This window comes from Massilia scottii (genome assembly GCF_030846495.1).
Taxonomy (GTDB): domain Bacteria; phylum Pseudomonadota; class Gammaproteobacteria; order Burkholderiales; family Burkholderiaceae_D; genus Telluria_A; species Telluria_A violaceinigra.
The window spans coordinates 131183-149207 of record NZ_JAVCWM010000002.1 but is presented as its reverse complement, the minus strand read 5'-3'; the positions used below and the strand labels follow the sequence as shown (position 1 = coordinate 149207).

General features: G+C 65.6%; 13 protein-coding genes. 8 read left to right on the top strand and 5 right to left on the bottom strand.

Features of this window, described 5'->3' with window-relative positions; genetic code table 11:
* The first annotated feature begins 55 nt into the window (after positions 1 to 55).
* The 3 genes from gcvT (at position 56) to gcvP (ending at position 4621) form a co-directional block, all read left to right on the top strand.
* Complete coding sequence (gene gcvT, locus RBA41_RS03025) at positions 56 to 1174, top strand: glycine cleavage system aminomethyltransferase GcvT (protein ID WP_306620901.1); 1119 nt, start codon at positions 56 to 58, stop codon at positions 1172 to 1174.
* 66 nt (positions 1175 to 1240) lie between these two features.
* The gene (gene gcvH / locus RBA41_RS03020) at positions 1241 to 1621 is read left to right on the top strand and encodes a glycine cleavage system protein GcvH (RefSeq protein WP_306620899.1); all 381 of its coding nucleotides are present in this window, start codon (positions 1241 to 1243) and stop codon (positions 1619 to 1621) included.
* A gap of 102 nt (positions 1622 to 1723) precedes the next feature.
* Positions 1724 to 4621, top strand: a complete 2898-nt coding sequence (gene gcvP, locus RBA41_RS03015; RefSeq protein WP_306620898.1) for an aminomethyl-transferring glycine dehydrogenase — start codon at positions 1724 to 1726, stop codon at positions 4619 to 4621.
* 43 nt (positions 4622 to 4664) lie between these two features.
* Here the strand turns inward: gcvP and RBA41_RS03010 are convergent, their stop codons facing one another.
* Entirely contained in the window at positions 4665 to 6287 is a 1623-nt protein-coding gene (locus RBA41_RS03010; protein ID WP_306620896.1) for a methyl-accepting chemotaxis protein, read from the bottom strand.
* 1 nt (position 6288) lies between these two features.
* On the bottom strand, positions 6289 to 6750 hold the full coding sequence (locus RBA41_RS03005) for a cache domain-containing protein (protein WP_306620894.1): 462 nt from the start codon (positions 6748 to 6750) through the stop codon (positions 6289 to 6291).
* A 191-nt stretch (positions 6751 to 6941) separates the two neighbouring features.
* Between RBA41_RS03005 and RBA41_RS03000 the strand changes: the two genes are divergently transcribed.
* The 5 genes from RBA41_RS03000 (at position 6942) to RBA41_RS02980 (ending at position 12288) form a co-directional block, all read left to right on the top strand.
* Complete coding sequence (locus RBA41_RS03000; protein WP_306620892.1) at positions 6942 to 7313, top strand: hypothetical protein; 372 nt, start codon at positions 6942 to 6944, stop codon at positions 7311 to 7313.
* The gene (locus RBA41_RS02995) at positions 7310 to 7702 is read left to right on the top strand and encodes a cupin domain-containing protein (RefSeq protein WP_306620890.1); all 393 of its coding nucleotides are present in this window, start codon (positions 7310 to 7312) and stop codon (positions 7700 to 7702) included. The genes RBA41_RS03000 and RBA41_RS02995 overlap by 4 nt, the downstream gene beginning before the upstream one ends.
* 116 nt (positions 7703 to 7818) lie before the next feature.
* Positions 7819 to 9837, top strand: a complete 2019-nt coding sequence (locus tag RBA41_RS02990) for a TonB-dependent receptor plug domain-containing protein (RefSeq protein ID WP_306620888.1) — start codon at positions 7819 to 7821, stop codon at positions 9835 to 9837.
* Entirely contained in the window at positions 9827 to 10366 is a 540-nt protein-coding gene (locus tag RBA41_RS02985; protein ID WP_306620887.1) for a YfiR family protein, read from the top strand. Before RBA41_RS02990 ends, RBA41_RS02985 begins: the two co-directional genes overlap by 11 nt.
* Entirely contained in the window at positions 10363 to 12288 is a 1926-nt protein-coding gene (locus RBA41_RS02980) for a putative bifunctional diguanylate cyclase/phosphodiesterase (RefSeq protein WP_306620885.1), read from the top strand. Before RBA41_RS02985 ends, RBA41_RS02980 begins: the two co-directional genes overlap by 4 nt.
* Positions 12289 to 12295: 7 nt before the next feature.
* Here RBA41_RS02980 and RBA41_RS02975 read toward each other — a convergent pair whose 3' ends face one another.
* The 3 genes from RBA41_RS02975 to RBA41_RS02965 all read right to left on the bottom strand — a co-directional run bounded on the left by RBA41_RS02975 (position 12296) and on the right by RBA41_RS02965 (position 18006).
* Positions 12296 to 13957 carry a peptide chain release factor 3 gene (locus RBA41_RS02975; protein ID WP_306621345.1) on the bottom strand — a complete coding sequence of 554 codons (1662 nt, stop codon included), beginning with the start codon at positions 13955 to 13957 and terminating at the stop codon, positions 12296 to 12298.
* Positions 13958 to 14071: 114 nt separating this feature from the next.
* The gene (locus RBA41_RS02970; protein WP_306620883.1) at positions 14072 to 14488 is read right to left on the bottom strand and encodes a type IV pilin protein; all 417 of its coding nucleotides are present in this window, start codon (positions 14486 to 14488) and stop codon (positions 14072 to 14074) included.
* Entirely contained in the window at positions 14485 to 18006 is a 3522-nt protein-coding gene (locus RBA41_RS02965) for a pilus assembly protein (RefSeq protein WP_306620881.1), read from the bottom strand. The genes RBA41_RS02970 and RBA41_RS02965 overlap by 4 nt, the downstream gene beginning before the upstream one ends.
* Between the last annotated feature and the right edge of the window lie 19 nt (positions 18007 to 18025).

Here is an 18025-nt window from a genome sequence, read left to right as displayed (position 1 = left end):
AGAGCCGCTCCACGTCTGCTCGTCGTACCCCCATTCACTCTGCCTTGAGGATTCCATGACGCTTAAAGCGACCCCGCTCAATTCCGCACACCGCGCCGCCGGCGCCAAGATGGTCGATTTCGGCGGCTGGGACATGCCCGTCAACTACGGCTCGCAAATCGAAGAACACCAGGCCGTGCGCGGCGACGTCGGCATGTTCGATGTGTCGCACATGTGCGTGGTCGATATCGAAGGCGACAACGCCCGCCCTTTCCTGCGCTCCCTGCTGGCCAATAACGTCGACAAGCTGCAGGTGGCCGGCAAGGCCCTGTATTCGTGCATGCTCAATCCGCAGGGCTTCGTCATCGACGACCTGATCGTCTACTTCTTCAGCGAGACCTGGTTCCGCCTGGTCGTCAACGCCGGCACCGCCGAAAAAGACGTGGCCTGGATCGGCGCCCAGAACGAGGCCACCAAAAGCGGCGTGACCATCACCCAGCGCCGCGACGGCAACGCGCCGATGGCGCTGATCGCCGTCCAGGGCCCGAACGCGCGCGCCAGGGTGTGGCAGGTGCTGCCGACCACCCAGGCGGTTTCCGAGCCACTCAAGCCGTTCAACGCCGTCATCGTCAAGGACACCGCGTTTGGCGAAGTGATGGTGGCGCGCACCGGCTACACCGGCGAAGACGGGTTTGAACTGGCCTTCCCTGCTTCCCAGGCCGATGCGCTGTGGAATGCGCTGGTGGCCGCCGGCGTCAAGCCGGCCGGCCTGGGCGCGCGCGACACGCTGCGCCTGGAAGCGGGCATGAACCTGTACGGCCAGGACATGGACGACACGGTCAACCCGCTCGACGCCGGCCTGGCCTGGACCATCGACCTGGTCTCCGAGCGCGACTTCATCGGCAAGACCGCGCTCAAGGCGATGGGTCAGAACTTCCAATTCGTGGGCCTGATCCTGCGCGAAAAAGGCGGCATCCTGCGCGCCCACCAGAAAGTGGTGGCCGCTGACGGCACCACCGGCGAAATCACCAGCGGCACCTTCAGCCCGACCATGCAGGAAGCGATTGCACTCGCGCGCGTGCCGATGGGCGTGGCCGTGGGCGACACCGTGCACGTCGAAATCCGCGACAAAAAGCTCGCCGCCAGCGTCGTCAAGCTGCCGTTCGTGCGAAACGGTAAAATCCTCGCTGCCTGATCGGGGCAACACACTTATTAGCAGTATTTACATTAACATCGACCGCGACCTCTTGGAGCAAACATTATGAACATCCCAGCCGACCTGAAATACACCGAGTCCCACGAATGGGTGCGCGCCGAAGCTGACGGCACCCTCACCGTCGGCATCACCGAATATGCGCAGGACGCGCTGGGCGACATCGTCTTCGTCGAACTGCCGAAAGTGGGCAAGGTCTTCACCGCCGGCGACGACGCCGCCGTGGTCGAATCGGTGAAAGCCGCCAGCGACATCTACGCACCGGTGTCGGGCGAGTGCATCGCCGTCAACGACGCCGTCGCCGATGCGCCGGACTCGATCAATACCGACGCCTTCGCGGCCTGGCTGTTCAAGCTCAAACCAAGCGACGCCGGCGCCATCGACGGCCTGCTCGACGCCGCCGCCTACGGCAAAGCCACCGCGGAATAAAAACTCCTGGCCGCCGCCCGCCGGCGGCCTTTTCCTTTCAGTTCGCCGCCGCGCTGTGTATCCGACAGCGCCGGCGGCAGTCTCTTTTCGGCCCCGACTACCATGACCCGCACCAGCCTGACCCAACTCGAAGCACGCGATTCGTTCATTCCGCGCCATATCGGCCCGTCCACCGCCGAACAGGCAGCCATGCTGGCCACGCTCGGCTATCCATCGCGCGCGGCGCTGATCGACGCCATCGTGCCCGCCAACATCCGCAAGAAGAGCAAGCTGGAACTGGGCCAGTTCTTCGACCCGATGCCGGAACAGGCTGCGCTGGGCAAACTCAAGGCGCTGGCCGCCAAGAACAAGGTCATGAAGTCGATGATCGGCCAGGGCTACTTCAACAGCCATACGCCGGGCGTCATCCTGCGCAATATCTTTGAAAACCCGGCCTGGTACACCGCCTACACCCCTTACCAGCCCGAGATTTCGCAAGGCCGCCTGGAAGCGATCCTGAACTTCCAGCAAATGATCACCGACCTGACCGGCATGGGCATCGCCAACTCGTCGATGCTCGACGAAGGCACCGCCGCCGCCGAAGCCATGACGCTGATCCAGCGCGTCGGCAAGTCGGCCTCGAACGTGTTCTACGTGGCCGACGACGTGCTGCCGCAAACGCTGGAAGTGGTGCAAACGCGCGCCCAGCCGATCGGCGTGGAAGTGCGCACCATCGCGGCGGCCGACATCGGCGGCCTGTCCGAGCCATGCTTCGGTGTGCTGATCCAGTACCCGGGCGTGAACGGCGACGTGCGCGACTACCGCGCCGCCGTCGAAAAACTGCACGCGGCCGGCGCCATGGTGATCGCCGCGGCCGACCTGCTGGCATTGACCCTGCTGGCGCCGCCGGGCGACTGGGGCTGCGACGTCGTCGTCGGCAACAGCCAGCGCTTCGGCGTGCCGCTCGGTTTCGGCGGCCCGCACGCCGGCTACCTGGCCACGCGCGACGAATTCAAGCGCAGCATGGCCGGCCGCCTGGTGGGCGTGACCATCGACGCCCAGGGCAACAAGGCGTACCGCCTGGCGCTGCAAACGCGCGAGCAGCACATCCGCCGCGAAAAAGCCACGTCCAACATCTGCACCGCGCAGGTGCTGCTGGCGGTGATGGCGTCGATGTACGCGGTCTACCACGGCCCTGAAGGCTTGCAGCGCATCGCCCGCCGCGTGCACCGCTTCACCGCCATCGTGGCCGCCAAGCTCGGCCAGCTCGGCTACGAGGTCGTCAACAAGACCTACTTCGACACGCTTACCATCAAGAGCGCGCGCGCGGCCGAACTGCACGCGATCGCCACCGAACATGGCGTGAACCTGCGCAAGGTCGACGCCAGCCACGTCGGCATCTCGCTCGACGAAACCACCACCCGCGAAGACGTCGCGCTGCTGTGGACGATTTTCGCCCAGGGCGTCTCAAGCTCCCCTGCTTCACCGGACTTCGACGCCATCGAAGCGAGCGCGCAGGACGCCTATCCGGAAGCGCTGGCCCGTACCAGCACCTACCTGACCCACCCGACCTTCAACCGCTATCACGCGGAACACGAAATGCTGCGCTACCTGCGCGGCCTGGCCGACAAGGACCTGGCGCTGGACCGCACCATGATCCCGCTTGGCTCCTGCACCATGAAGCTCAACGCGACCAGCGAAATGATCCCGGTCACCTGGCCCGAATTCTCCAGCATCCACCCGTTCGCGCCGGACGCGCAAACGGTCGGCTACCGCGAAATGATCGGCCAGCTGGAAGAGATGCTGTGCGCGCTGACCGGCTACGCCGCCGTGTCGCTGCAGCCGAACGCCGGCTCGCAGGGCGAATACGCGGGCCTGCTGGTGATCAAGGCTTACCATGAATCGCGCGGCGAAGGCCACCGCAACATTTGCCTGATTCCGTCGTCGGCGCACGGCACCAACCCGGCATCGGCCAACATGGTCGGCATGAAGGTGGTCGTCACCGCCTGCGACGACAGCGGCAACGTCGACCTGGCGGACCTGCGCGCCAAGGCCGAACAGCACAGCGCCAACCTGGCCTGCGTGATGGTCACCTACCCGTCGACCCACGGCGTGTTCGAGGAAGGCATTCAGGAGCTGTGCGAGATCATCCACTCGCACGGCGGCCAGGTCTATATCGACGGCGCCAACATGAACGCGCTGGTCGGCGTGGCCGCGCCGGGCAGCTTCGGCGGCGATGTGAGCCACCTGAACCTGCACAAGACCTTCTGCATCCCGCACGGCGGCGGCGGCCCTGGCGTCGGTCCCATCGGCGTGGGCGCGCACCTGGCCAAGTTCCTGCCGAACCAGCGTTCGAGCGGCTACACGCGCGACGAAGCCGGCATCGGCGCGGTCAGCGCGGCGCCGTACGGCTCGGCCAGCATCTTGCCGATTTCGTGGATGTACATCGCGATGATGGGCGGCGAAGGCCTGACCGCCGCCACCGAAACGGCGATCCTGGCGGCCAACTACATCGCACGCCGCCTGGCGCCGCACTATCCGGTGCTGTACACGGGCCACGACGGCCTGGTGGCGCACGAGTGCATCCTGGACCTGCGTCCGATCACCGACGCCACCGGCATCAGCAACGAAGACGTGGCCAAGCGCCTGATGGACTTCGGTTTCCATGCGCCGACGATGAGCTTCCCGGTGCCGGGCACGCTGATGATCGAGCCGACCGAAAGCGAATCGAAGGCCGAGATGGACCGCTTCATCGACGCCATGATTGCGATCCACGCCGAAATCGTCAAGGTCGAGCGCGGCGAGTACGACCGCATGGACAACCCGCTCAAGGGTGCGCCGCACACGGCCGAAGTGGTGACCGCCGACGTCTGGGAGCACAAGTACAGCCGCGAGGCAGCCGCCTTCCCGGTGGCATCGCTGCGCAAGCAGAAGTACTGGCCGCCGGTCGGCCGCGCCGACAATGTGTACGGCGACCGCAACCTGTTCTGCGGCTGCGCGCCGATCAGCGACTACGAGTAAGCAGGTAGCTTAGTCAGGGCCGCCCGGGTCAGGGCCGCCCGGGTCAGGGCCGCCGCGAGGCCAGCCGCAGATGCGGTATGGTTTTCTTCGGCGGCCCTGCCGGGTCAAGCACGCTGTCGTCGATGCGAAATCCGCTGACCGCTTTCGACAGGCTCGAAGCCTGGCACTGCAGCCTTTGCGCCGCCGATGCCGCTTCTTCCACCAGCACGGAATTCTGCCGTGTCATCTGGTCCATCTGCACGATCGCGTCGCTCACCGCGCCGATGCCGCCGGCCTGCCCTGCGCTGGCTTGCCCGATCTGGCCGACCATGTCCCCCACCTGCTGCACCGATTGCGCGATGCCGGCCATGCGCAGGCCCGCTTCCGACGCGCCCGCGCTGCCGCCGTCGATGTCGGCAAGCGACTGCGCAATGAGCTCCTTGATCTCGCGCGCGGCGCTGGCCGAGCGCTGCGCCAGCATGCGCACTTCGCCCGCCACCGCGGCAAAGCCGTGGCCCTGCTCCCCGACCCGCGCCGCTTCGACCGCCGCGTTGAGCGCCAGCGCATTGGTCTGGCACGCCAGGTTGTCGATCACGCCGATAATTTGCGCAACGCGCTGCGAACTGCCGCGCACCGCGGCCATGGTCAGTACCAGCCGGTCGAGCACACCGCCGCCGCACATGGCTTGCGCCGAGGCTTGGTCGGCCAGCAGGTTGGCGCTGCGCGCGCTGTGGGCCGCACCGCCCGCCGTGGCGCCGAGTCCCTCGACCGTGCTGGCGGCCTGTTTCAGGACGCTGGCCTGGGCCGCATTGCGGCTGGCCAGGCCGGCGCTGCCGAGGGCGATGTCGCGCGACGCGCTGTCGATCGAGCGCGCCGATGCCAGGATGTTTTTCAGGGTCGCGTTCAGGGTGCCGATGCTGGCGTCTAGCGTGCGCGCGGTGTCGGCGATTTCGTCGCGCCCGTAACTGCGCTTTCTCACCGTCAGGTTGCCGCTGGCCAGTTCGCCGGCGGTCTCGCTCAGACCGCGCACTTCGCGCAGCAGCGCGCGCCGCACCAGCATGGTGATGCCGAGCGTGCCGGCGACCGACAGGGCCACCAGCAGCGGCATCAGCACCGACAGGGCGGCAAAGTCGGCGGCGGCGCGGGTCGAGGCGCGTTCGCTCAGATCCTGCTCGAAGCGCGCCAGTTCCGACAGGCGCATGGCCACCACGCCGAAGGCCAGTTCGGCCTTGGACATGGCGTTCGCGCTCATCGAATGGTCGACCTGGGACAGCTCGATCACGTCAAGAATGGCGCGCATGTAGACGGCATGCGCGGCCCCGGCCTGGGTAATGAAGCGCTGTTCGGGACTGGCGCTGCCGGTGCGCCCGGCCAGGGCCGCGAACTTGCGCTCGATGGCTGCGTGGCGCTGATAGATGTCCTGGCCCAGGTGCTCGATGCGCGGCGCCGAGAAGCTGGCGCTGATCCAGGTCAGCAACTGGTACATGCGCGCATGCGCGTGCTGCGCATCGGCCACCAGTTCGTTGGCGTCGCGGATGCGGGCGGCACGCTCGTTGACGATGGTGTCGACCGCCTGGTTCTGGCGCACCATCGCATACCATGCGCTGCTTGACGAAAGTATCAGCAGCAGCAGCACCAGCCCGGGTGCGAGCAGCAGCTTGGGACCGATGCGGAGGCGCTCCAGCATGTCAGTGCTTGTAGACGCCGGCTTCCAGGGCCACGTCGCCAATACGCAACACATACGTGGTTTTGGCCTCGACCTTGCCGTTGACCGGGTTCTTGAACTTGTAGTCGACCCAGCCGCGGCCAGGTCCGTTGGCGATGGCGATCATTTCGTGACGGAACAGCTTGCCGTCGGCATCGGGCACGTCGCGCAAATCCTTGCCGATCAGCGCCGTGGTCGGGTGCGCGACCGTGATGCCGGTCAGGTCGCGCATGGCCACGTACAGGGTGCCACGGTTGTACTCCGGGTCGCGGGTATTGATCAAACGGATCATTTCCTCCTTGCCGCGCAGCTTCATGAAGCGCGCGCCCTTCTCCACCAGCGCCACCGCGTCTTTTTCGTCCGGCTCGGCAACGGCCGGGGCGCTCCAGCCGGCGCCGCTCCACAAACAGGCCAGCAGCATGCCAGCCTTGATGAGTATCTTCACAATGATGTCCTTCAACGTCGGTGAACGCGCATTCAGGCGCCGGGACAGGTATGATTTGCTGCCAGCCGGCCTGCGCAAGATGAGTTGGCGCAATGTTTCCTGAGCGCATAGGTTAATTTACGCGTTCGCGCGGGGCGCCGGTTTGCGCGGGATCAATCGTGCGGATCGCGCCTATCAGTCAAGGAAGAGAGATGAATCGTTCAGTGGTCGCCCTGCTATTGTCGGGCCTGGTGTTTCCCGGCGCCGGGCAGTATTACCTGGGCCGGCGCGCGCGCGCCTGCCTGTTCATCGTGCCCACGCTCGTCGCGGCCATCTATTTTTTCAAGCAGGTCGTCGACACCGCCTCGCGCATGGTCGATGACGTGCTGAGCGGCGCCCTGCCGGCCGACCCGGTGCTGATCGCCGAGCGCCTGCACCAGCAGGGCGATACGGCCACGCCGCTGATGAATATCGCCGCCGCGGTGATGCTGGCGTGCTGGGTGGCCAGCCTGGTCGACGCCTGGCTGCTGGCGCGCGCGCTGGAACGGGGCGCACTGCCACGCAAAGCGGAAGGCGCGCCATGAGCCGGCCCGGCTCGATTGGCGCCGGCTTGCTTGCGCTGGCGCTGGCCGGCTGCGCCGCGCCCCAGGCCAGCGGTATCGTGCGCACGCCGGTGCTCAGGGCCGCGGCCTCGTTTCCCAACACCGAGGCGGTGGTGATGCGGGTCGAACTGGCCGCCGGCGCGCGCGCCGGGCGCCACAGCCACCCGGGCGACGAAATCGGCTACGTGCTCGAAGGCGAGGGCCAGCTGCTCATCGATGGCGCCGCGCCACGCACCGTGCGCGCCGGCGACGCCTTCGTGATCCCGGCCGGCATCGTGCATGATGCGCATAACCCGGGCGCCGCCACCATGCGCCTGGTCGGCGTGTACATGGTCGAACAGGGCAAACCGCTGGCCACCCCGGCCAAATAAGGAGCGCCGCGGCCGGATTTGTGGCGCTGGGCCGACAGGCGCAGGGTCATTTCTGTACAAGCTGGCCACAAGCTGCCAAAATGTTGTTGTGCGTCAATTTTCGAGACGTACCCACTATGATGCCAGCGCCCACCCGCCCGACCCTGTTCCGCCTGCGGCGCCATGCCCCGGCATTGGCACGGGCACTGGCGCTGTCCATGCTCGCTTGCGCCGGCGCGCGCGCCGGCGCCCCCCCCGACCTGACCACCCTGCCCCTCGAACAGCTGATGTCGATGGAGGTCTACAGCGCCTCCAAGTTCATGCAGAAGTCGAGCCGCGCGCCCTCGTCGGTGACGGTCATCACAAAGGCCGACATCCGCCATTTCGGCTGGCGCACCCTGGCCGACGTGACGCGCAGCGTGCGCGGGATGGTGGTCAGCTATGACCGCAACTACAGCTACCTCGGGCAGCGCGGCATCCTGCGCCCGGGCGACTTCAATACCCGCTTCCTGCTGCAGGTCGACGGCAACCGCATGAACGACGCGGTGTACGACCAGGCCCCGGTGGGCGCGGAATTCCCGCTCGACCTGGACCTGATCGAGCGCATCGAGTTCGTGCCCGGCCCCGGTTCGTCGATCTACGGCTCGAACGCCTTCATCGGCGTGATCAATGTGATCACCAAAAACCCGGGCGCGGTGGCGGGCGCGCGCGGCTCGCTCGAAATTGGCCAGGACGGCGCGCGCCAGGCCGCGGCCAGCGTCGGCTGGCGCTCGCCCCAGGGCAGCGAGTATCTGATCGCCGCCAGCGGCCGGCGCAGCGATGGCCGCGACCTGTACTTCCCCGAATTCGACACGCCTGCCCAGAACCACGGCGTGGCGAGCGGCCTCGATGACGAACGCGGGCAACGCTTTTTCGCGCGCGCCACGCACGGCGCGGCCACCTTGAGCCTGATCCACGCAAACCGGATCAAGGGCATCCCGACCGCGTCCTACAGCCAGAGCTTCAACGACCCGCGCACCGCCACCACCGACCGCCAGACCTATGTCAATGCGGCCTGGCGCAGCGAGGCGGGCGCCGTCGAACAGCTCAAGGCGCGCCTGTTCTGGGGCCAGTACGATTCGTTCGGCGATTACGTGGCCGCCGACGAAGCGCGCACGCTCAGCCACGACGGCAGCAGCGCGCGCTGGTGGGGTATCGACGCGAGCGTGGTAAGCACGCGCCTGGCGCGGCACACCGTGCTGGCCGGGATCGACCTGCAGCGCGACTACCGCCTGCACCAGTACAGTTTCGACATCGCCCCGTTCCACAGCTACCTGGACGATCGGCGCAGCGCCCGGCGCGCCGGCCTGTATCTGCAGGACCAGGTGGCGCTGGGCGAGACCGTGCTCCTGAACCTGGGCCTGCGCTACGACCGCAACAGCGGCAGCGACGGGGTCTGGAGTCCGCGCGCCGCGCTGATCTGGAATCCGCTCGCGGCCACCACGGTCAAGGCGATCTACGGCAGCGCCTTCCGCTCGCCCAACAGCTTCGAAAAATTCTATGCCTTCCCCGGCGAAGGCGGCCAGACCGGCAATCCGGGCCTGCGCGAGGAACGGGTGCGCTCGGCCGAACTGGCGCTGGTGCAGGAGTTCGGCGAAAACGCGCGCGTGAGCGTGTCGGCATTTCGCACCGCGCTGTCGAACCTGATCGCGCCGGTCGAACTCCAGGAGCTGGCCAGCGTGCGTTTCGACAATATCGGCCGCCTGGGCGCGCGCGGCGTGGAAATCGAATACGAACGCGGCACCCTGGGCGGCCTGTCGCTGCGCACCAGCTACAGCGCGATCCGGGTCAGCGACGCGCTCGGGCAGCCGGTCAACGCGCCGGCCAGCCTGGCCAAGCTCAATCTGTCCGCGCCGCTCGGCGCCGGCGGCTGGCGCGGCGCGCTCGAAGGCCAGTATGTGGGCGCGCGCCACGGCGTCTCGGGCACGGCCAGGCGCTATGTCGTGGTCAACGCCAACCTGGTGCGCGCGCGCCTGCTGCCCAATCTCGAACTCTCGCTCGGCGTGACCAATCTGTTCGACCGCGCCTATGCCGATCCCGCCTCCATCGAACACCGCCAGCGCGTGATCGCGCAAGACGGGCGGCGCCTGCGCGCAAGGCTGGCGTATGTATTCTGAACGCCGTCCCCCACGCGCGCGGCGCCTGTGCTGGCTGCTGCTGGCCGGCCTGGCCGCTGCGGCGGCGGCGCGCGCCGATCCGGTGCCGGAAGCGGCGATGAAGGCCGCCTTCATCTTCAATTTCACCGTGTTCGCCGAGTGGCCGCCGGAAGCGCTGGCGGGCGGCGCTCCGATCAGCGTGTGCGCCAACGCCGGCGGCGCGCTGTTCGCGTCGCTGAGCAAGCTGCACGACAAGGTCGTCAACGGCCACCGCATCGCGGTGCGCCATGCCGGCGCGCCGCTGCGCAGCTGCCATGTGCTGGTGCTCGAACGGATCGACCGCGAACACTGGCGCGAGCTGCGGCGCGAGCTGGCCGGCGCGCCGGTGCTGACGGTGTCGGACGACCGCGTGGTCGGCCCGGACGGCGTGGTCATCGCCATGGCGGTGATCGATGAACGCCTTGTGTTCGATGTCGACATGGCGCTGGCGCGCGCGGCCCGGCTGAACCTGAGCTCCAAGCTGCTGCGCCTGGCCAGGAGCGTGCAATGAGCGCGCGCCCGGTTTTCATCGGCGCTCCGCGCCTGCTTGGCAGGAAGCTGGCACTGACCACCATCCTGACGGCCGCCGCGGCGCTGTTCGTGGCCAGCCTGGCGCTGATCGTGTTCCAGTTCCTGTCGATGCGCGGCGTGCTGGCCGACGACCTGCGGGTGCAGGCCCAGATCGTCGGCAACAACAGCAGCGCGGCGCTGCTGTTCAACGATGCCAAGGCCGGCGAGGAAACGCTGGCGGGCCTTGCGGTCTCGCCCAGCGTGGGCAGCGCCAGCATTTTCGACGCGCGCGGCGTGCTGCTGGCGCACTACCAGCGCGGTACCGGCGCCCAGCCGGGCGCGCCCGATGCCGCCCTGCTCTCCGCCGGCTACCGCTACGGCATCGACGTGGTGGAAGTGGCGCACGTGGTACGCGTGAACCAGCAGCGGGTCGGCGTGGTGCTGATCCGCGCCACCCTCGACCAGCTGTTCGCGCGCCTGCTCACGTACGCCGGCCTGACCCTGGCGGTGGCCCTGGGCTCGCTCGCGCTGGCCTATGCGATGGTGTCGTCGATGCGGCGCGCGGTGCGCCGCGCCGAGGAACACCTGCACCGCCTGGCGCATGTCGATTCGGTCACCAACCTGCCCAACCGCCACGAGTACAACGAGCGCCTGGCGTTCGCGCTCGAGCGCGCCGACCGGACCGAAGGCGCGGGCGACGGGGTCGGCCTGCTCCTGCTCGACCTGGATAACTTCAAGGTGGTCAACGACACGCTCGGCCACGACAGCGGCGACCATCTGCTCAAGCTGGTGGCCGCGCGCCTGGTGCAGACCTTGCGCGAGAACGACATCATCTGCCGCATCGGCGGTGACGAATTCGTGATCATCGTCGAGCCGCGCGAGCGCGACCCCGGCCAGCCCGACGAAGTCGACGAAGTGGCGCGCAAGATCCTCGCCGCCCTGGCCGCGCCGTTCGAGGTGGAAGGACACCAGCTGTACGTGAGCGCCAGTATCGGCGTGAGCATGTATCCGCGCGACGCCGGCGACGCGCGCACGCTGATGCGCAGCGCCGACACGGCCATGTACCACGCCAAGGCCAGGGGCAAGAACGGCTTCGAAGCGTTCCAGCCGGCCATGGAGCAGCGCGCCCAGAAGCGCCTCAAGCTCGAAGCGAACCTGCGCCGCGCGCTCGACAAGGGCGAACTGGAACTGCACTACCAGCCGCAGATCGACGTGCGCAGCGGGCGCGTGGTGGGCGTGGAGGCGCTGGCGCGCTGGCATTGCCGCGAACTGGGGCACGTCAGCCCGGCCGAATTCATTCCGGTGGCCGAGGAGACCGGGATTATCGTGGCGCTCGGCGGCTGGGTGCTGCGAACGGCGTGCCGCCAGGCGGCGGCGTGGCGCGACCAGGGGCTGCTCGACACGCTGGTGCACGTGGCGGTGAACCTGTCGGCGCGCCAGACCCGCGACGGCGCCCTGATGAATGAAATCCGCGCCATCCTCGACGAAACCGGCCTGCCGGCCAGCCTGCTGGAACTGGAAATCACCGAGGGGGTCCTGATGGAGAACGTGAACGCCAACCTGGACCTGCTGCATGGCTTGCAGGCGGCCGGCATCCATCTGTCGATCGACGATTTCGGCACCGGTTATTCGTCGATGTCGTACCTGAAGCGCTTCCCGATCGACCAATTGAAAATCGACCGCAGCTTTGTGCACGACGTGCCGGGCGACGGCGAGGCGATCGCCACGGCCATCATCGCGATGGCGCACAGCCTGCAGCTAAGCGTGGTGGCCGAAGGCGTGGAAACGCTGGCGCAGCTCGACTTCCTGCGCCAGGCGGGCTGCGACATCATGCAGGGATATTATTTTGCGAGACCCATGCCGGCCGCGCAGGTCACCGCGCTGCTGCGCGAGAAGCGCAGCAGCTGGGGCGAGCGGGCGTAGATGCGGCCTACGCCAGCTTGACGGCGTGCTCGCGGGTGGCGTGGAAGGTCAGCTTGGGCCAGCGCTCTTCGGTCAGGCGCAGGTTGACGTTCGAGGTAGCCAGGTAAGCCATGTTGCCGGCCGCATCGTAGGCCACGTTGTGGCCCAGCGCCGACTCGAAGTCGGCCAGGATGCGCTTGTCTTCGCCGCTGACCCAGCGCGCGCTGCTGATGCTGGTGCCCTCGAACACGGCATCGACCCCATACTCGTTGAGCAGGCGGCTGGCCACGACCTCGAACTGCAGCACCCCGACCGCGCCCAGTACCAGCTCGCCGCCCTGGACCGGCTTGAAGACCTGTACCGCGCCCTCTTCGCCCAGCTGCTGCAAGCCCTTGTGGAGCTGCTTGATCTTGAGCGGATTGCGGATGCGCACCGAGCGGAAGAAGTCCGGCGCGAAGTACGGGATGCCGGTAAATTGCAGCATCTCGCCTTCCGAGAAGCTGTCGCCGATCTGCATGTTGCCGTGATTGGGCAAGCCGATGATGTCGCCGGCGTAGGCTTCCTCGACCTGTTCGCGCGAGGACGCCATGAAGGTGACCACCGACGAGACCTTGATCTCGCGTCCCAGGCGCAGGTGCTTGACCTTCATGCCGCGCTCGAAGCGCCCCGAACACACGCGCAAGAACGCGATGCGGTCGCGGTGGGCCGGGTCCATATTGGCCTGGATCTTGAAGACGAAACCGGAGAATGGCTGCTCGGCGGGTGCAACCACGCGCACCGTGGCGTCGCGCTCGCGCGGGGCCGGCGCCCAGTCGACCAGCGCCGAGAGGATTTCGCGCACGCCGAAGTTGTTGATCGCCGAACCGAAGAACACGGGGGTCTGCACGCCGGCCAGGAACTGCGCCAGGTCGAACGGATGCGAGGCGCCGTGCACCAGTTCCACTTCCATCTTGAGCTGCTCGATTTCGAGCGGGAACATGGCGGCCAGCTTGGGATTGTCGATGCCCTTGACGATCTCGAAGGCGCCGTCGGCCTTTTCCTCGCCGGCCTTGAACAGCATGATTTCGTCGCGCAGCAGGTGGTACACGCCGCGGAAGTTCTTGCCCATGCCGATCGGCCAGGTCACCGGGGCGCACTGGATCTTCAGGACCGATTCGAGTTCGTCGAGCAGGTCGAGCGGATCGCGCGTTTCGCGGTCCATCTTGTTCATGAAGGTGACGATCGGCGTATTGCGCATGCGGCACACGGCCAGCAGCTTGATGGTCTGCGTTTCCACGCCCTTGGCCGCGTCGATCACCATCAGGGCCGAGTCGACGGCGGTGAGCACGCGGTAGGTGTCTTCGGAAAAGTCCTGGTGGCCGGGGGTGTCGAGCAGGTTGATGACGTGGTCGCGGTGCTCGAACTGCATCACCGAGCTGGCCACGGAAATGCCGCGCTGCTTTTCGATTTCCATCCAGTCGGAAGTGGCATGGCGGCCGCTCTTGCGGGCCTTGACCGTGCCGGCCATCTGGATCGCGCCCGAAAACAGCAACAGCTTTTCGGTCAGCGTGGTCTTGCCTGCGTCGGGGTGGGAAATGATGCCGAAGGTACGGCGGCGTGCAACTTCGCGGGCAATCGCCGCGGGGGCGACCGTCGCGCTGGACGCGGGAAGGTCTGAATCGGGAAGGGAAGTATCGGTATCGTTGGCCATATTCTCAGCCATAACATGGCCTCGCACAAAACCGTCGATTTTACCGATACTTGCCCTGCTCGTGTGAACTGATTCGGGCGCGGCGGGGAGCCGCGCCCGGGTAATGCTACCTGCTTACCAGCAGTCGGTCGGCTTGGCCGCGGTCTGCACCCCGGTGTTACTCAGGGACAACACGCCGCATTCATCGTCGGCCTGGGCCGCGACCGGCGTCGCCTTCAGCAGAAAGGTCGATCCATCGCTGGAGATGGTCCTGGTAATGTTATACCGGACCGCTCCCGTGCCCACATGCTTGGGCGAAGTCTCCGAAGAAAGCGAACCGCCCGTGTAGGAGAACTTGTCGGTGGCGTATTTCTCGAGAAACTGCGCATTCTCCAGCAACACGCCCTTCGCGACCGAACGCTGGCCCTTCTGGACGCTCTTCTTGTACATCGGAAGAGCGACCGCGGACAGAACCCCGATAATGGCAACGGTAACCAGCAATTCCACCAGGGTGAAGCCGCTGGCTGGCCGATTCAAATTAACACGATTCATCGCAGCTCCCGCCAGTTAATACGACCGAGGATTGCCGACTCTTTACACGTGCCGTCGGTGAAGGTTCCCTTGCAATCTTTCTCGCACTCAGGCCCGGTACAAACCGGAGGGCAAGTAGGCCCGATGCAAGGAGGCGTAGGAGGAGGCACGCTCGAACCAGGGCCATTGACGGCGCCACCGGTAACGATACCAGTCGTCGTGCTGCCCGACGAGGCCGGCCAGCTGATCTTGACCGTGGTCTCGATCACATACCCGCCACTTGCCAGGTCGGTGTATTTGATGGTCGTCGTGGTCGTGCTGCCATCCGGATTGGTGACCGTCACTGGCGGCGGATTGGTCGCCGGTTTGGTCGGCAGCGCCGGGTCGCCAGCACCAGGGATGAATTTACCCTGCGGATCGAGCGCACCGACTGCAGGCGTACCTTGCTTGGCAGTCGAGGCCTTGTTATCCGGCGCAGCGGCCATCGTCCAGCCAGCGTCGCCCATGCACAAGTTGGTCGGATGGTGCCAGTAAATCAGATACTCGGCAATCAGCTTGTCCTTCAGTTTCGACGTCACCAGGCGGTAGCCCAGGTCCGGCCGGTTCGCCACATTGAGCTGGATGTCGCCCTGGACGATATCGTCGCGGACCACCTGAATCGTCAGCGAGCCGTTGCGCCACTCGCCTTTTGGTCCGAGTTCGGAATAGCCATCGACAACGCCAGCGCACTGCGGTTTGATCGGATGCACACCGTTACGCACCTGACCATTGTTAGCCCAGTCGCGGGCAACGAATGCATCAAGCGGCATGTACACCTTCAAGTCCTTGATGTTATTCATTTTATACGCAGGCAAAGTGGAAACCTGCAAGCCGCTCTGTGTCTGGTAACCCACGACACTGCCGTCGAACGTGCCACCCGTGCCGGTACCGTCCGAGCCGTCGATCGCCAGCTTGATGGCGGGCGAATACGCCTGGTTGGCCACCAGTACCTTGAAGCGCGTGTTCGGAATGATGTCCGTGGTGGTCTGGGTCGTGGTCCAGTTACTGACAACGTTGCGCTCGTAATATTCCCACGTGTTCTTGCTGCTGTTAATCAGTTTCACGCCACTGAGCTCGTACGAGGAACGCGTCGTCTTGTAGGTCACCTGGGCTTGATAGGTGACACTACCGTCGGGTGCAACCGTCGTCTTCGGATAACCGGCAACCGGCATGCGCGGCCCCTCGCTAAAATTACTATACGGGGATGGCTGTCCCTTGGAGTTCTTGTAGACCCAGGCACTGGTCGAGGTCACCACGGCGCTGGCCGGACCGGTGTTGGTGCTGATGAACGTCGGCAGGTTGGGAACGTAGGCTTCCGAGGTGGTCGATACGGTCGGCGCAAGGCGCTGCTCATCCTGGCTCGGATGGAGCATGTTCAAGCCCAGCACGTCATAAATATCGTCATATTCGTGGACGTGAATATAATTTTGGTTAGCAACATCACCTGTAGAAGCTTCGCGTCCGAACGCATACGTACCGCTGTTAGATGCCGGGCCGCCGAAATAGCCCATCTGCGTTGCGCCACCGCACTTGTTGTAGCAGAAGATATCGGTGTCGAAGTGACCGCCGGCAACGCCGCGCTCACCGCCGACCGTGGCCGTGCTCACGGTCGTGACATCCGGTTTCACCGCATCGTTCTGGTCGAAATTGGACTGGAACACATCCACGCCGCCGGCCGACAAGCCAACGAGCTGGGAACGCACGCCGCCACCCATATTGCGGCCTACCGGTACGTACGTTTTTCCGGCGGTATCCTTGACCATGTCGTCGGTGTTGAATTTCGCATCCATGTTCAGATCGAAAATGACTTCGCCCGTGCTGGCGCCATTGAGCCAGTTCAATTGCATCCACCAGTTTTCGCCAGGCGGCTTGGCGGTCGTGTTGACCGTCGGATTGGTGGTGAAGAACTGGAACACCTCACCGGTGATGAAAATACCATCGCCGACCACACGTTCACCCTCTGCCAGAGCGACCTTCCAGCCGCGATGTGTCACCCAGTTCATTGGTTCGTTGCTCGCACTGCGAACCTTGATCAAACCGGCTGGCGAGGTGAAGTCATGCGGGGTGAGCGTTTGCGTGACCAGGCCCTGGGTGCTGGGAGAGATATCGCGGATGCCGTACGCATAGTGCGTAGTTTTGTCCTTCATGTCGTCCGGAACGAGCAAACGACCGGTTACGAAAGCAACCAGCACGCCGCCGTTCGGGTGGCTCGCCAGACCAGGGGCCGAGGTAATGGCGCGCTGCTCGTTGGTGTCTTCACGCTTGAACACCTGGACTGGCGAAGAGCCCAGATCGTTCAGATTGAATTTCCACATATTGCCGTCGATGTCGCCGGCGTAAGCGGTATCTTTCACGCCATCTTCATCCGCATCCCACAGCGAGGGCGAGGACAGGCCGTTCGGCGTGGCTGCGGAGCCGCCCGGGGTGGCGAATTCCTTGATCAGCGCCCCGGTCTGTGCGTTGATGACATACAGGGAGGCGCCGCCGCTACCACTATTTTTGTAGCCATTACCCATCACCAGGACATCGTAAAACGAGTCCGCCTCCGTCGGCACTGCCTTCTTCTTCAACAGCTTGGTCAATACCGGGGCGCCGTAGGTATAGCCCAGATTGGCATAACCGGTCGAGTTTTCGGTGATTTCCCACAGGACTTTGGCAGCGGCCGTGGCCTCGGTGCCGGTGGCGCCGTTGCTCACGTCCAGGCCGAATACGGCTTTGCCGCCGCCGCCCAGGGTGCCGACGAGAATGGTCTTGGTGCCGAACTTGCGGATATCCAGCCGTCCGTCCACCGTGTATTTCGGCACGCCGCCAGTCTCTTTGACCGCAGTCCCGAGCTTCGGTAGCACGGCCCGGGGAACGTAGGCAAACCGTTCGTTGCCGGTGACGGCATCGATGGCATGCATCATGCCGTCGTTGGCGCCGACATACACGGTTTCATTGCCGCTCGCGTCTTTCGAGTAGACCGGCGTCGAGTGAATGATGGTGCCGAGCGAACTGACACGCTTGCGGTAGGTGGTGCCCTCGCCGGCTTTCACGCCACGCAGATAGTCCACGATCGGCGAGGCGACACTGCTCGCGTTGGCCGCGGTCGTCGAATCGATCAGCAGGCGCTGGGCGGGCGACAATTTGGCCCAGGTAAATGGAATACCTGCGGGAATGGCTGCGTCGCTCAAGGTGACGATGTTGCGCGTCCCGGCTGTTACCTGGGCGGCGATCTTGGCGTCGGCACCGCCGACCCAGTTATCCACGGTACCGATCGCGCCGTTGCGGCTGATCGGAAACGAATGCAAATCGCCGCCCAAGGTGGCCGCGTTGTAATCGATGGCGAACATGCGTGCCGTGCCGTCGGCGACATTGGTACTGGATGCGACAGGTTGCCCGATGTAGCCGACAGGCTGCTGATCCGGGTCGAACGATGCCGCGGTCATGGCGGTGACCAGGGCTGCCGTGGCGAGGCCGATCAGGCCCGCCCCGGCAGCAATTTTTGTTTTCAGTTGCATGAGTCTTCTCCCGCAGGGT

What these genes read in the sequence shown, in the direction of transcription:
- gcvT (WP_306620901.1), top strand. Translation starts at nt 56, where the DNA reads ATGACGCTTAAAGCGACCCCGCTCAATTCCGCACACCGCGCCGCCGGC.
- gcvH (WP_306620899.1), top strand. Translation starts at nt 1,241, where the DNA reads ATGAACATCCCAGCCGACCTGAAATACACCGAGTCCCACGAATGGGTG.
- gcvP (WP_306620898.1), top strand. Translation starts at nt 1,724, where the DNA reads ATGACCCGCACCAGCCTGACCCAACTCGAAGCACGCGATTCGTTCATT.
- RBA41_RS03010 (WP_306620896.1), bottom strand. Translation starts at nt 6,287, where the DNA reads ATGCTGGAGCGCCTCCGCATCGGTCCCAAGCTGCTGCTCGCACCCGGG.
- RBA41_RS03000 (WP_306620892.1), top strand. Translation starts at nt 6,942, where the DNA reads ATGAATCGTTCAGTGGTCGCCCTGCTATTGTCGGGCCTGGTGTTTCCC.
- RBA41_RS02995 (WP_306620890.1), top strand. Translation starts at nt 7,310, where the DNA reads ATGAGCCGGCCCGGCTCGATTGGCGCCGGCTTGCTTGCGCTGGCGCTG.
- RBA41_RS02990 (WP_306620888.1), top strand. Translation starts at nt 7,819, where the DNA reads ATGATGCCAGCGCCCACCCGCCCGACCCTGTTCCGCCTGCGGCGCCAT.
- RBA41_RS02985 (WP_306620887.1), top strand. Translation starts at nt 9,827, where the DNA reads ATGTATTCTGAACGCCGTCCCCCACGCGCGCGGCGCCTGTGCTGGCTG.
- RBA41_RS02980 (WP_306620885.1), top strand. Translation starts at nt 10,363, where the DNA reads ATGAGCGCGCGCCCGGTTTTCATCGGCGCTCCGCGCCTGCTTGGCAGG.
- RBA41_RS02975 (WP_306621345.1), bottom strand. Translation starts at nt 13,957, where the DNA reads ATGGCCAACGATACCGATACTTCCCTTCCCGATTCAGACCTTCCCGCG.
- RBA41_RS02970 (WP_306620883.1), bottom strand. Translation starts at nt 14,488, where the DNA reads ATGAATCGTGTTAATTTGAATCGGCCAGCCAGCGGCTTCACCCTGGTG.
- RBA41_RS02965 (WP_306620881.1), bottom strand. Translation starts at nt 18,006, where the DNA reads ATGCAACTGAAAACAAAAATTGCTGCCGGGGCGGGCCTGATCGGCCTC.